At 73.0% G+C, this 13,619-nt stretch carries 11 protein-coding genes; 8 read left to right on the plus strand and 3 right to left on the minus strand.

From position 1 onward, the window contains the following. Positions 1–453: 453 nt before the first annotated feature. Positions 454–2,037 carry a methylmalonyl-CoA mutase gene (locus tag FXF50_RS07175; RefSeq protein WP_148426437.1) on the minus strand — a complete coding sequence of 528 codons (1,584 nt, stop codon included), beginning with the start codon at positions 2,035–2,037 and terminating at the stop codon, positions 454–456. 203 nt (positions 2,038–2,240) lie between these two features. Here FXF50_RS07175 and FXF50_RS07180 point away from each other — a divergent pair, with 203 nt between their 5' ends. Then, complete coding sequence (locus FXF50_RS07180; RefSeq protein ID WP_148426438.1) at positions 2,241–4,286, plus strand: serine/threonine-protein kinase; 2,046 nt, start codon at positions 2,241–2,243, stop codon at positions 4,284–4,286. A gap of 50 nt (positions 4,287–4,336) precedes the next feature. Then, the gene (locus tag FXF50_RS07185) at positions 4,337–6,001 is read left to right on the plus strand and encodes a phospho-sugar mutase (protein ID WP_148426439.1); all 1,665 of its coding nucleotides are present in this window, start codon (positions 4,337–4,339) and stop codon (positions 5,999–6,001) included. A gap of 95 nt (positions 6,002–6,096) precedes the next feature. On the opposite strand, the gene FXF50_RS07190 is transcribed toward FXF50_RS07185, so the two are convergent. Continuing rightward, on the minus strand, positions 6,097–6,774 hold the full coding sequence (locus FXF50_RS07190; RefSeq protein ID WP_148426440.1) for a GPP34 family phosphoprotein: 678 nt from the start codon (positions 6,772–6,774) through the stop codon (positions 6,097–6,099). A 99-nt stretch (positions 6,775–6,873) separates the two neighbouring features. Next, a complete protein-coding gene (gene upp, locus FXF50_RS07195) occupies positions 6,874–7,506 on the minus strand; it encodes a uracil phosphoribosyltransferase (protein WP_148426441.1) in 633 nt (210 codons plus the stop codon). Between the two features lie 137 nt (positions 7,507–7,643). Between upp and deoC the strand changes: the two genes are divergently transcribed. From deoC to FXF50_RS07225, 6 genes are all read left to right on the plus strand, one after another. Further along, entirely contained in the window at positions 7,644–8,603 is a 960-nt protein-coding gene (gene deoC / locus FXF50_RS07200) for a deoxyribose-phosphate aldolase (RefSeq protein WP_148426442.1), read from the plus strand. A gap of 5 nt (positions 8,604–8,608) precedes the next feature. Then, positions 8,609–10,039, plus strand: a complete 1,431-nt coding sequence (locus FXF50_RS07205; protein ID WP_148426443.1) for an aldehyde dehydrogenase family protein — start codon at positions 8,609–8,611, stop codon at positions 10,037–10,039. Next, a complete protein-coding gene (locus tag FXF50_RS07210; protein ID WP_148426444.1) occupies positions 10,032–10,856 on the plus strand; it encodes an aldehyde dehydrogenase family protein in 825 nt (274 codons plus the stop codon). Before FXF50_RS07205 ends, FXF50_RS07210 begins: the two co-directional genes overlap by 8 nt. A 31-nt stretch (positions 10,857–10,887) precedes the next feature. Next, positions 10,888–11,346: a BlaI/MecI/CopY family transcriptional regulator gene (locus FXF50_RS07215; protein ID WP_148426445.1), complete on the plus strand. Its 459-nt coding sequence runs from the start codon at positions 10,888–10,890 to the stop codon at positions 11,344–11,346. Between the two features lie 10 nt (positions 11,347–11,356). Further along, positions 11,357–12,262, plus strand: a complete 906-nt coding sequence (locus FXF50_RS07220) for a M56 family metallopeptidase (protein ID WP_148426446.1) — start codon at positions 11,357–11,359, stop codon at positions 12,260–12,262. 102 nt (positions 12,263–12,364) lie between these two features. Next, complete coding sequence (locus tag FXF50_RS07225; protein WP_148426447.1) at positions 12,365–13,612, plus strand: cytochrome ubiquinol oxidase subunit I; 1,248 nt, start codon at positions 12,365–12,367, stop codon at positions 13,610–13,612. Positions 13,613–13,619 lie beyond the last annotated feature (7 nt).

The following is a 13,619-nucleotide window of genomic DNA, read 5'->3' on the forward strand; positions in this document are numbered from 1 at the left end:
GCCCCACACCTCCTACAACGCGTAACCGATTCATCGGTCACCAAATCCCCGGTCGTCGTTCCGAATTGTCGCATTAGTCGCGGCAATTAACTGCCGGTCGGACAATTGCGTGACAACGGTCGGCTGTCGATCGACTCCCGACGGTGACATGTCGGCCCGGACTGCGACCGCACAGGCTGTCCGTCCGGTTCACCGCACCGGGTTACCCGCATTCCCGATCCGCACACGCGCGCCGGCTCCGGCCACGCTGCCCGACGGACGCGGGAGCGGCGCCCGGGCGGCGTCGCCCGGGGAGGATCCGCACCGAGCCGTCACCGCCCCCGCCGCGTGCGGGGAGACCATCGACTCTACGCCGCCCTGCGCCGAACGCCCAGGTCAGCGCGGGGTCGGGAACGCGACGGCGGCCCGCGCCGGACACCACGCGGGTGCCGGCGGGGCCGCCGTCGGGTCGACTCAGAACCGGTCGCTCGGCCGGTAGATCCCCCACACGTCGCGCAGCGTCCCGCACACCTCACCCACGGTGGCCCGGGCACGCAGCGCGTCCTTCATCGGGTAGAGCACGTTGGCGTTGCCCTCGGCCGCGGCCCGCAGCTCGGCCAGGGCGCGCTCGACCGCGCCGGAGTCCCGCTGGGCGCGCAGCTTGGCGAGCCGCTCCGCCTGGCCGACCTCGATCGTCGGGTCCACCCGCAGCGGCTCGTACGGCTCCTCCTCGTCGATCCGGAACCGGTTGAGCCCCACCACCACGCGCTCGCCCGAGTCGATCTCCTGGGCGATCCGGTACGCGGACTGCTCGATCTCCCGCTTCTGGAAACCGGCCTCGATGGCGTCCACCGCCGAACCGTGGTCGAAGACCCGGTGCATCAGCTCGTCGGCCGCCGTCTCCAGCTCGGCGGTCATGGCCTCCACCACGTACGACCCGGCGAACGGGTCGACGGTGGCGGTCAGGTCCGTCTCGTACGCCAGCACCTGCTGGGTCCGCAGGGCCAGCCGGGCCGCCTTCTCGGTGGGCAGCGCGATCGCCTCGTCGAAGCTGTTGGTGTGCAGCGACTGGGTGCCGCCGAGCACCGCGCCCAGGCCCTGCACCGCCACCCGCACCAGGTTCACCTCCGGCTGCTGGGCGGTGAGCTGCACGCCCGCGGTCTGGGTGTGGAACCGCAGCATCATCGACTTCGGGTCCTTCGCCCCGAACTCGTCGCGCATGAGCCGGGCCCAGATGCGCCGGGCCGCCCGGAACTTGGCGACCTCCTCCAGCAGCGTGGTGCGGGCCACGAAGAAGAACGACAGCCGGGGCGCGAAGTCGTCCACGGCCAGCCCGGCGGCGAGCGCCGCCCGGACGTACTCCACGCCGTTGGCCAGGGTGAACGCGATCTCCTGCGCGGGCGACGCCCCGGCCTCGGCCATGTGGTAGCCGGAGATGGAGATGGTGTTCCACTTCGGCACCTCGGCGCGGCAGTACGCGAAGGTGTCGGCGACCAGCCGCAGCGAGGGCTTCGGCGGGAAGATGTACGTCCCCCGGGCGATGTACTCCTTGAGGATGTCGTTCTGGATGGTGCCGTTGAGCGCCGAGCCCGGCACCCCGGACTCCTCCGCCACGAGCTGGTAGAGCAGGAGCAGCACCGAACCGGGCGCGTTGATGGTCATCGAGGTGGACACCTTGTCCAGCGGGATGCCGTCGAAGAGCGTCCGCATGTCCTCGATGGAGTCGATGGCGACCCCGACCTTGCCCACCTCGCCGTGCGCGATCGGGTCGTCGGAGTCGTACCCCATCTGGGTCGGCAGGTCGAAGGCGACCGAGAGGCCCATGGTGCCGGCACGCAGCAGCTGGTGGTAGCGGGCGTTGCTCTCCGTGGCGGTGCCGAAGCCGGCGTACTGCCGCATGGTCCACGGGCGGGAGGTGTACATCGTCGGGTAGACCCCGCGGGTGTACGGGTACTCGCCCGGGACGCCCAGCCGGGAGTCCAGGTCCTCCGGAAGGTCGGCCGCCGTGTAGACGCCCTTGATCGGGAAACCCGACTCGCTTGACCGCGCTTCGCTCATTACCGGATGGTAGGACGCGGCCGCCGTTCGTTGGGTGAGGGATACCGCACACCGCGACGGCGGCATGGACCGGAGGTGAGTAGCTGGCCACATACCGTCGAGTAGGTAAACGTCCGCCGCGTCGGGTTTCGCATCGGGCGTCGGAACCAGCAAGATAGAGGGGTTGTGTCCCAGCCCCCTCGATATCCCCCGGTGGCTTTTCTGTGACTCAGATCCCGACGTGGAGCGGCGGACCGGCCAGTCCCCCCACTGGACGTGCAGCACCCGGCACCACCATCGGTGACCGCTACTCGCTGCGCTCCCCTGTGGGCAACGGCGGCATGGGCACGGTCTGGCGTGCCACAGACACCCTGCTGCGGCGCGACGTGGCGGTGAAGGAGGTCGTCCTCCCGCCGGGGCTCGCGCCCAGCGACCGCGACGCGATGTACGAGCGGACCCTCCGCGAGGCCCGCGCCGCCGCGGCGATCCAGCACCCCGCCGTGGTCCAGGTGTACGACGTGGTCACCGAGGGCGGCCGCCCGTGGATCGTCATGGAGCTGCTGGACGCGCGCAGCCTGGCCGACATGGTGATCGAGGACGGGCCGGTCGCGCCCCGCGCCGTCGCCAAGATCGGCATCGCCCTGCTCGGCGCGCTGGAGGTGGCGCACGCCATCGGCGTGCTGCACCGCGACGTGAAGCCCGCCAACGTGCTCATCTGCTCCGACGGCCGGTGCGTGCTGACCGACTTCGGCGTGGCCCGGATGCCCACCGACGTCCAGCTCACCACGCCCGGCATGGTGCTCGGCTCACCGCACTTCATCTCCCCCGAGCGGGCCATGGGCCAGGACTTCGGCCCGCCCAGCGACCTCTTCTCGCTCGGCGTGACGCTCTACACCGCGGTGGAGGGGCGTCCCCCGTTCGACAAGGGCGACCCCATCGAGACCATGCACGCGGTCGTCGAGGACCCGCCGGCCACCCCGCAGCGCAGCGGCCCGCTGACCCGGGTGCTGATGGGCCTGCTGGAGAAGGACCCGGCCCGCCGGCTGGACGTGCACACCGCCCGGGGCATGCTCCGCGAGCTGCTCGCCGGCCCGCTGACCAGCACCGCCACCGCGGTCAACTCGGTGACCGACCCGTACGCCGTGGTGCCCGTGCAGCGGCCGTCGACGCCGCCGCCCGCCATCGAGCCGAAGCCGACCGGGCAGATCGGCGGGCCGGCGATGATCGCCCCCGGCGAGTCGCTGACCGACCGGCTCGCCGCCCTGCGCCGCGGCGAGCGTCCCGGCGCCACGCCGGCGGCGGGTGGCGCCGCGCTCGACGAGACCAGCGCCGACGCGCTGGCCGGCCCGCTGCACACCCCGACCGGGGCGATGTCCGGGCCGAACGCCGCCCCGGAGGCCACCCAGCGCATCTCGCCGGACGCCACCCAGCGGCTCGGCCACACCGCCGCGCCCGACGCCACCCAGCGGGTCCCCGCCGGCCGTCCGGACACCACCCAGCCGGTCTACGGCCGCGGCGCCGACACCACCCAGCCGGTGTACGGCGGCAACCAGTGGTCGGTGCCGGGCACCGGCCAGCCCTGGACCACGAGCCCGGCCGCCGGGCCGGCCGACGGCGGTGCGCTCGGCCGCGCCAAGGGCGTCGGCGGCCAGTTCGTCGGCCGGGTGAAGGGCTGGCCGCGCAAGGTCCAGCTCGCCGTCGCCGGTGGGGTGGCCGTGCTGCTCCTGGTCAGCGTGATCGCGCTGACCAGCGGCGGTGACGACACGCCCCCGCCGATCGTGGGCGCGCTGCCCTCGTCGTCCGCCGAGGGCCCGCCCGTGGAGATGCAGGAGCAGTCCGTCAAGGGCGTCAACGTGCAGGTGCCGAAGGGCTGGCAGCGGCAGACCGGTGGCCTCTACGTCGACTTCGTCGACCCCGAGGACAGCGGCCGCAAGGTCCGGGTCATCGCGGAGGAGTGGAACGGCACCCCGATCAGATGGGCGGAGTTCGCCTCCCGGAACCTCAAGAAGAACAGCGCCAAGAGCAAGAACTGCCCCGAGCCGTACACCGAGCTGTCGATCTCGGAACCGCAGCTCGCCGGCCAGGCGGCGGCCCAGCTCGAATACACCTGCGGCGAGGGCGACGTCATGCGGCACGGCGTGTGGCGTGGCCTGGTCAAGGACGGGAAGGTCTACTCGTTCTACCTGTCCTCGACCGACGCCAAGTTCGCCGAGAGCAAGCCGATCTTCGAGGCGATGGCCCGCTCGTTCCAGCTCACCGGTGACAACTGAAGTCGAGGCCGACGGCCGGTGGTGATCCGTCGCCGTGCTTTCATGAGGCAATGGCGGCGGAAACCACTGACCTTGACGACCTTCGCGCCCGGGCCGAGCGCTGGCTCGACGACGACCCGGACCCGGCCGACCGGGACGAGCTGCGCGCCGTCCTCGCCGGGCTGCCGGGCAGCGCACCCGAGCTGGCCGACCGGTTCGCCGGCCCGCTGGCCTTCGGCACCGCCGGGCTGCGCGGCCCGCTGCGCGCCGGTCCGAACGGGATGAACCTCGCGGTGGTCACCCAGGCCGCGGCCGGGCTGGTCGGCTGGCTCGCCGACCAGGGCGGCGAGGGCCCGCTCGTGATCGGGTACGACGCCCGGCGCGGCTCGCTGGCCTTCGCCGAGCGCACCGCCCAGGTGGCCACCGGCGCGGGCCGCCAGGCGCTGCTGCTGCCCCGTCCGCTGCCCACCCCGGTGCTGGCCTTCGCGGTGCGGCACCTCGGCGCGGTGGCCGGTGTGATGGTGACCGCCAGCCACAACCCGCCGCAGGACAACGGCTACAAGGTCTACCTGGGTGCGCAGCTCGGCGGTGAGCTGGGCGCGGGCGCGCAGATCGTGCCGCCGGCCGACGCCGGCATCGAGGCCGCCATCCGGGCCGTCGGCCCGCTGGCCCAGGTGCCGCTCGGCCCGCCCGGCCAGGTCCTCGGCGACGACCTGGTCGCCGGTTACGTGGAGCGCGCCGCCGCGGTGGTCGACCCGGCCGGCCCGCGGGACCTGAAGGTGGCGTACACGCCGCTGCACGGGGTGGGTGCCGCGGTGCTGACCGCCGCGTTCGCCCGGGCCGGTTTCGCGACGCCCGGCGTGGTGCCCGAGCAGGCCGAGCCGGACCCGGCCTTCCCGACGGTCAGCTTCCCCAACCCCGAGGAGCCGGGCGCGGTGGACAAGCTGGTCGCGCTGGCCGGCAGCACGGGCGCGGACATCGCCATCGCCAACGACCCCGACGCGGACCGGTGCGCCGTGGCCGTGCCGGTGGACGGGACGTGGCGGATGCTGCGCGGGGACGAGGTGGGCGTGCTGCTCGCCGACCACCTCATGCGGCGCGGGGTGACCGGCCTCTACGCCACCACGATCGTCTCCTCGACCCTGCTCCGGGCCATGGCCGCGGCCCGGGGCCTGCCCTACGACGAGACGCTGACCGGGTTCAAGTGGATCGTCCGGGCCGGAGGCGGCCGGGAGCCGCTGGTCTTCGGCTACGAGGAGGCGCTCGGCTACTGCGTCGCGCCGGAGCACGTGCGGGACAAGGACGGCATCACCGCCGCGCTGACCGTGGCCGAGCTGGCCGCCGGACTCAAGGCCGAGGGCCGGACGCTGACCGACCGCCTGGACGAACTGGCCGCCGAGTTCGGCGTGCACCACACCGACCAGCTCTCCGTCCGGGTGGAGGACCTGCGGGTCATCGCCGACGGCATGGCCCGGATCCGCGCCGCCACCCCGACGGCGCTGCTCGGGCGCCCGGTCACCGAGGTGTCCGACCTGCTCCCCGAGGCGGACGTGGTGATCCTGCGCACCGACGCCGCCCGGGTGGTGATCCGCCCCTCCGGCACCGAGCCGAAGCTCAAGGCGTACCTGGAGGTGGTGGAACCGGTGACCGACGGCGACGTCCCGTCGGCCCGCCGCCGCGCCCACGCCCTGGTCACGGAACTCCGCAACGAGATCGCGGCAGCCCTGGGCCTCTGACCCACGCCCGCTCTGCGGTGATCATGAGGTTGGCGGCGGAGAAAGCGATCTCCGGCGCCGCCAACCTCATGATCAACCGATGAGGGCGGAGGGGGTCAGGGGCGCTTACCCAGGGCGGCGTCGACCGCCTGGGCCAGGGCGGCGATGACCAGGCTCACCGAGGGGCGGACGACGCTGTCGTCCAGGCTCACCGTGCCGGAGAAGCCGGCGCCGCTGGCGATCTCCTCCAGGCGCTTGCCCGCCTCGTCGGCCGCCGTGCCGGTGAGGCCCAGCGCCGGCTCCATCCGCAGCACCGCGACCAGGGTGGCGAGCGCGGCGGTCCGCTCGTCGGGGACCTGCCCGACGGTCAGCGCGTCGGCCAGCCGCTGCCGGATGTCCGCCTCCACCGAGGCGTCCGCGACCGGGTAGCGGTGCACATGGATGAAGCCCAGCTCCGTCTCGTCGACGTCCCGCACCACGCCCCGGCCGCAGAGGTCGCCGAGGATCCGGTCGCGCAGGCCGTGCCGCAGCCGCTGCACCCAGGAGGACGGGGTGTGCGGTGTGTCGGCGGCGATCCGGGCGAGGACGTCGTCGGCGATCGGCTCGCCCGTCGGCGTCGGGTCGAGCACCGCCAGGTTCCCGTCGGCGTACGCGATCCGCCCGGCCAGGGCCAGCTCGACCAGCACCGCGGCGGCCATGCCGAGGTCCAGGCTGATCCGCGGCATGGTGGCCTTGCCGGTTTCGTCGTCATATGCGAGGAGCAGCAGCTCTTCGGCGAGCGCAACACCAGTCATGGCCGCAGACGCTAGCGGGTACGCGCACACCGCGCACGGACTCGCCGGACGATGGATCGGGGCGGCCCGCCGGTGCTGCCGGCGGGCCGGTCCGCGGGGTCAGAAGCGGGGCATGCCGCCGAACTGGCGGTCCCCGGCGTCGCCGAGGCCCGGAACGATGAACATCCGGTCGTTGAGACCCTCGTCGATCGAGGCCGTCACCAGACGCAGCGGCAGGCCGGAGCGCTCCAGCCGCTCGATGCCCACCGGCGCGGCGAGCACGCAGAGCACCGTGATGTCGGTGCAGCCGCGGTCGGCGAGCAGCCGGCAGCAGTGCTCCAGGGAGCCGCCGGTGGCCAGCATCGGGTCGAGCACCAGCACCGGCAGGCCGGCGAGGTCCCGGGGCAGCGACTCCATGTACGCGCGGGGCTCGTACGTCTCCTCGTCGCGGGCCAGGCCGACGAAGCCCATCGACGACTCGGGCAGCAGGCCGAGCGCGGCGTCGGCCATGCCGAGACCGGCCCGCAGCACCGGCACCAGCAGCGGCGGGTTCGCCAGCCGGGTGCCCTCGGTGGCGGTGACCGGGGTCTGGATCGAGTACTTCTCGACGGGGAACGAGCGCGCGGCCTCGTACACCAGCATGGTGGTGAGTTCGTGCAGCGCGGCCCGGAACGACGCCGAGTCGGTCCGGGCGTCCCGCATGGCGGTCAGCCGCGCCTGGGCGAGCGGATGGTCAATGACGTGTACGTCCACGATCGCTCAACCTACCGGTCCCGGGGCGGGCGCATCGCAGGTGCGGGCGGACCAGCGACGCCGCTCACGTGGGGACGCCGTCGGCCGGGTCGGCGTGACCAAGATCACCCGACGCGCGGGTGCGTAGTATTCGGGGCATGACGGCGACAGCGACGTCGGCCCGGTCGGAGCTCTCCGAGCTGGGACGATCCGAGACCGCTCTGCGGACCTTCCTGCACGGCCTGCCCGGCGTGGACCAGGTCGGCGCGGAGCAGCGGGCGGCACAGCTCGGCACCCGCTCCATCAAGACCACCGCCAAGGCGGAGGCCATCGACCTGGCGATCCGGATGGTCGACCTGACCACCCTGGAAGGGGCCGACACCCCCGGCAAGGTGCGGGCGCTCGCCGCCAAGGCCCTGCGCCCCGACCCGGCCGACCCGTCCTGCCCGCACGTCGGCGCGGTCTGCGTCTACCCGGCGATGGTCCCGTACGTGGCCGAGGTGCTGCGCGGTTCGGGCGTGCACCTGGCCAGCGTGGCGACCGCCTTCCCGTCGGGCCAGGCCCCGCTGGAGATCAAGCTCGCCGACACCCGGGCGGCCGTCGAGGCCGGCGCGGACGAGATCGACATGGTGATCAACCGGGGCGCCTTCCTGGCCGGCCGCTACAAGGAGGTCTACGACGAGATCGTGGCCACCAAGGAGGCCTGCGGCGACGCCCACCTCAAGGTGATCCTGGAGACCGGCGAGCTGGCCACCTACGACAACGTGCGCCGGGCCTCCTGGCTGGCCATGCTGGCCGGCGGCGACTTCATCAAGACCTCCACGGGCAAGGTCCCGGTCGCGGCCACCCCGCCGGTGACCCTGGTGATGCTGGAGGCGGTCCGCGACTTCCGCGCCGCCACCGGGCGGCAGGTCGGCGTGAAGCCGGCCGGCGGCATCAAGACCACCAAGGACGCGATCAAGTACCTGGTCATGGTCAACGAGACCGTCGGTCCCGACTGGCTGGACCCGGACTGGTTCCGGTTCGGCGCGTCGAGCCTCCTCAACGACCTGCTCATGCAGCGCACCAAGCTGACGACCGGCGTCTACGCCGGCCCCGACTACTTCACCCTGGACTGAGCGCGATGTTCGAATACGCACCCGCCCCCGAGTCGCGCTCGGTGGTGGACATCAAGCCCTCGTACGGGCTCTTCGTCGACGGCAAGTTCGTTGACCCGACCGACGGTGGCAGCTTCAAGTCGATCAACCCGGCCTCGGAGGAGGTGCTGGCCGAGATCGCCGAGGCCGGCAGCCAGGACGTGGACCTCGCCGTCCGCGCCGCCCGCGAGGCGTACGAGAAGGTCTGGGGCCCGATGCCGGGCCGGGACCGGGCCAAGTACCTGTTCCGGATCGCCCGGATCATCCAGGAGCGCTCCCGCGAGCTGGCCGTGCTGGAGTCGCTGGACAACGGCAAGCCGATCAAGGAGTCGCGCGACGTCGACGTGCCCCTGGTCGCCGCGCACTTCTTCTACTACGCGGGCTGGGCGGACAAGCTGGAGCACGCCGGCTTCGGTCCGAACCCGCGGTCGCTCGGCGTGGCCGCGCAGGTCATCCCGTGGAACTTCCCGCTGCTCATGCTTGCCTGGAAGATCGCCCCGGCGCTGGCGGCCGGCAACACCGTGGTGCTCAAGCCGGCCGAGACCACCCCGCTGACCGCGCTGCTCTTCGCCGAGATCTGCCAGCAGGCCGACCTGCCGGCGGGCGTGGTCAACATCGTCACCGGCGCCGGCGAGACCGGCCGGGCGCTGGTCGAGCACCCGGGCGTGGACAAGGTGGCCTTCACCGGCTCCACCGAGGTCGGCAAGGCCATCGCCCGGGCCGTCGCCGGCACCCGCAAGAAGCTGACCCTGGAGCTGGGTGGCAAGGCCGCCAACATCGTCTTCGACGACGCCCCGGTCGACCAGGCCGTCGAGGGCATCGTCAACGGCATCTTCTTCAACCAGGGGCACGTCTGCTGCGCCGGCTCCCGGCTGCTGGTCCAGGAGTCGGTCGCCGACCGGGTGCTGGAGTCGCTGAAGCGGCGGATGGCGCAGCTCCGGGTCGGTGACCCGCTGGACAAGAACACCGACATCGGCGCCATCAACTCGGCCGCGCAGCTGGCCCGGATCCGGGAGCTGTCGGAGGCCGGCGCCGCCGAGGGCGCCGAGCGCTGGTCGCCGCCGTGCGAGCTGCCGGACCGCGGCTTCTGGTTCGCGCCGACAATCTTCACGGGGGTCACCCAGGCGCACCGGATCGCCCGCGAGGAGATCTTCGGCCCGGTGCTGTCCGTGCTGACCTTCCGCACCCCGGCCGAGGCCGTGGAGAAGGCCAACAACACGCCGTACGGGCTGTCGGCCGGGATCTGGACCGACAAGGGTTCCCGGATCCTGTGGATGGCCGACCGGCTGCGCGCCGGTGTGGTGTGGGCCAACACGTTCAACAAGTTCGACCCCACCTCGCCGTTCGGCGGCTACAAGGAGTCGGGCTACGGTCGCGAGGGCGGCCGGCACGGGCTGGAGGCGTACCTCAATGTCTGAGCGGGTCGCGGTACGCAAGACGTACAAGCTCTTCATCGGCGGGAAGTTCCCGCGCAGCGAGTCGGGACGGTCGTATCTCGTGCAGGACTCCAACGTGTCGCTGGCCTCCCGCAAGGACGCGCGGGACGCCGTGGTCGCCGCCCGGGCCGCCGTGAAGGGCTGGGCCGGGGCGACCGCGTACAACCGCGGTCAGATCCTCTACCGGGTCGCCGAGATGCTGGAGGGCCGGCGCGACCAGTTCGTCGCCCTGGGCGCCTCCGTCGACGAGGTCGACGCGGCCATCGACCGCTGGGTCTGGTACGCGGGCTGGTCCGACAAGCTCCCCCAGGTGTACGGCGGGGCGAACCCGGTGGCCGGGCCCTACTTCAACCTCTCCGCGCCGGAGCCGACCGGTGTCGTGGCCGTGGTGGCTCCGGAGTCGCCGGCGCTGCTCGGCCTGGTCAGCGTGATCGCCCCGGCGATCGTCACCGGCAACACCGTGGTGGTGGCCGCCTCCCCGTCGGCGCCGCTCGCGGCGGTGACCCTGGCCGAGGTGCTGGCCACCTCCGACCTGCCGGGCGGGGTGGTGAACATCCTCACCGGCCGGCTGTCGGAGACCGTGCCCACGCTGGCCGCCCACATGGACGTCAACGCCATCGACCTGACCGGCGTCGCCGACGCCGACCTGGCCGCCGAGCTGGAGGTCAAGGCCGCGGAGAACCTGAAGCGGGTGCTCCGGCCGGCCCCGGCCGACCACGACTGGTCCGCCGACCCGGGCCTCGCCCGGATGACCACGCTCCTGGAGACCAAGACGGTCTGGCACCCGAAGGGCGTGTAGGGCCCTCTACTACACGAGGTAGGATTACCGGGTGACTCGGCTGGGTGATCTCGAACGTGCGGTGATGGACGTGCTGTGGGACTCGGTCCCCGCCACGTCGGACGGCGTGACCGTGCGCGAGGTCGCCGACGCCCTCGACGGGCGTGAGCTGGCCTACACGACGGTGATGACCGTGCTGGACCGGCTCGCCGGCAAGGGCATGGTGCAGCGCGAGCGGGAGGGGCGGGCCTGGCGTTACCGGCCCGCCGCCACCCGCGAGGCGCACATCGCCCAGCTCATGCTCGACGCCCTCGACCTCGGCGGCAGCCGGGACGCCGCGCTGGTGCGCTTCGCCCGCTCGGTGACCGGCACCGAGGCGGAGGTGCTGCGCGCGGCGCTCAGCGCCGAGGCGGGCCCGGCCGGCTCCGGGCCGGGCGGGTCCGGGCTGACCGACCGGGTCGAGGACCCGCGGGCCGGCGGCCCGGCGCTCGACGAGGCGACGGACCGGTAGGGCGGCCGCCTTGGCGTACGCCCTGCACTTCGCCGCGACCATCCTGGCCTGCTGGCTGACGGCGCAGGTCCTCGCGACCGCGCGGTGGACCTGGCGGGCCCCGCGGGTGGCGATCGTCTGCTGGCAGGCCGTCGGGCTGGCGCTCGGGCTCTCCGCCATGGGGCTGCCCATGGCGCTCGGCCTGGCCGCGTACGACCTACCGACGGGCAGCGCGCTGCTGACGCTCGTCGACGACCTGGCCCACGGCACGCTGCCGGCCGGGCTGGGCGCGCCGCACCTGGGCCTCGTCGGGGTCGGTTTCGGCATCGGCGCGGTGCTGCTGACCACGACGGTGCGCAGCATCCACGGCACGGTGCGGGCCCAGCGCCGGCACCGGGAGCTGCTCAGCCTGGTCGCCCGCCGGGACCCGACGGTGCCCGGGGCGCTGGTGCTCGACCACCCGAGCGCGGCCGCCTACTGCCTGCCCGGGGTGAAGCCCCGCGTGGTGGTCAGCGCCGGCACGCTGAGCCTGCTCGACCGGGCCGAACTGGCGGCGGTGCTCACCCACGAGCGGGCGCACGCCCAGGAGCGGCACGACCTCGTGCTGCTGCCGTTCACCGCGCTCTGCCGGGCGCTGCCCTGGTTCCGCTGGGTGCGGGACGCCCACGAGCGGGTGGCCCTGCTGGTCGAGATGCGCGCCGACGACAAGGCCCGCGAGCTGCACGCCGAGGAGCCCCTGGCCGGGGCGCTGCGCCGGTTCGCCGCCGCCGGGCACCGGGTCACCCCGACCGGCACGCTGGGCCTCGGTGACCGCGACCTCGACGTACGGGTGCAGCGGCTCATGGTCCCGGACCGGCCGCCGCGGGTGCTGGGTGCCACCGCGCTCTCCGTCGCGACCCTGCTCGTCACCCTGCCGATCTCCCTCTTCCTGAGCTGACCGTCGCCGGCCTGGGGTCGGGTCGCCGACGCCGGAATCGATAGGTAGGGAGCCTACGTGTAGGCTCGCTATGACAAGCGAGCCAACCCGTGGGAGTCGACCATGGATCCCCTGCTCATCGCCCGCCTGCAGTTCGCCACCACGACCTCGATCCACTTCCTCTTCGTGGTGGTCACGCTCGGCCTCGTCACCCTGCTGGTCGGCCTCCAGACCGCCGGCTTCGTCACCGGCAAGCCCGTGTACGAGCGGCTGACCCGCTTCTGGGGCCAGCTCTACGTGATCAACTACGTGCTCGGCATCGCCACGGGGATCGTGATGGAGTTCCAGTTCGGGCTGAACTGGAGCGGCCTGTCGCGCTACGTGGGCAACGTGTTCGGGGCGCCGCTGGCCATCGAGACGCTTGTCGCCTTCTTCCTGGAGTCCACGTTCCTCGGGATGTGGATCTTCGGCTGGCACCGGCTGCGGCGCGGCGTCCACCTGGCCCTGCTGTGGGGCGTCGCGATCACCGCGTACGCCTCCGCGTTCTGGATCATGGTGGCCAACGCCTGGCTCCAGCACCCGGTCGGCTACGAGGTCCGCGACGGCGTCGCCCACCTCACCGACTTCGGCGCGCTGCTCACCAATCCCACCCTCGGCTTCGCCTTCGGCCACGTGGTCTCGGCCGGCCTGGTCACCGGCGGGATCCTGATGGCCGCCGTCAGCGCCTGGCACCTGCTCCGGCGTACCCCGGACTTCCTGCTCTTCCGGAAGTCGCTGCGGCTCGGCCTGGTCACCGCGGCGCTCGCCGTGACCACGCTCCAGGGCTTCGGCTTCGCGCAGTTCGGCCCGGTCGGCGAACTCCAGCCGACGAAGTTCGGCGGCGGGCCCGACCGCGACGCGCTGGTCGCCGAGTGGACGGCACGGTTCGGCCCGGGCGACTACATCCCGCCGGTGCTGTCCAGCGTCGGCCTCGGCTTCATGATCCTGATCGGCTTCACGCTGGGCTGCGTCTGGCTCCTGCTACCGCTGCTCTGGCGCGACTGGATCATCCGGTGGAAGTTCCCGCTCCGGCTCGTGCTGCTCGGCGTGCCGCTGCCCTTCGTCGCGGTGATCCTCGGCTGGATCGCCCGCGAGGTGGGCCGCCAGCCCTGGGTCGCGTACGGGCTGCTGCCGACCGGGCAGGCCGTCTCGCCGGTGAGCGCCGGGCTGATGCTCACCTCGCTGATCGCCTTCACCCTGCTGCTCGGCACCCTCGCCGTCACCAACTGGGTGCTGCTGGCCCGGCACGCCGCCCGGGGCGCGCACGATCCCGCCCTCGGTCGGCCGCCCGCGCCGGATACCGACCACCACCCCCACCCCGTGTTCGCCTGAGGGAGCC

The organism is Micromonospora sp. AP08 (assembly GCF_008085935.1).
In the GTDB taxonomy this organism is placed as follows: domain Bacteria; phylum Actinomycetota; class Actinomycetes; order Mycobacteriales; family Micromonosporaceae; genus Micromonospora; species Micromonospora chersina.

What these genes read in the sequence shown, in the direction of transcription:
- FXF50_RS07175 (WP_148426437.1), bottom strand. Translation starts at nt 2,037, where the DNA reads ATGAGCGAAGCGCGGTCAAGCGAGTCGGGTTTCCCGATCAAGGGCGTC.
- FXF50_RS07185 (WP_148426439.1), top strand. Translation starts at nt 4,337, where the DNA reads ATGGCGGCGGAAACCACTGACCTTGACGACCTTCGCGCCCGGGCCGAG.
- FXF50_RS07190 (WP_148426440.1), bottom strand. Translation starts at nt 6,774, where the DNA reads ATGACTGGTGTTGCGCTCGCCGAAGAGCTGCTGCTCCTCGCATATGAC.
- deoC (WP_148426442.1), top strand. Translation starts at nt 7,644, where the DNA reads ATGACGGCGACAGCGACGTCGGCCCGGTCGGAGCTCTCCGAGCTGGGA.
- FXF50_RS07205 (WP_148426443.1), top strand. Translation starts at nt 8,609, where the DNA reads ATGTTCGAATACGCACCCGCCCCCGAGTCGCGCTCGGTGGTGGACATC.
- FXF50_RS07210 (WP_148426444.1), top strand. Translation starts at nt 10,032, where the DNA reads ATGTCTGAGCGGGTCGCGGTACGCAAGACGTACAAGCTCTTCATCGGC.
- FXF50_RS07225 (WP_148426447.1), top strand. Translation starts at nt 12,365, where the DNA reads ATGGATCCCCTGCTCATCGCCCGCCTGCAGTTCGCCACCACGACCTCG.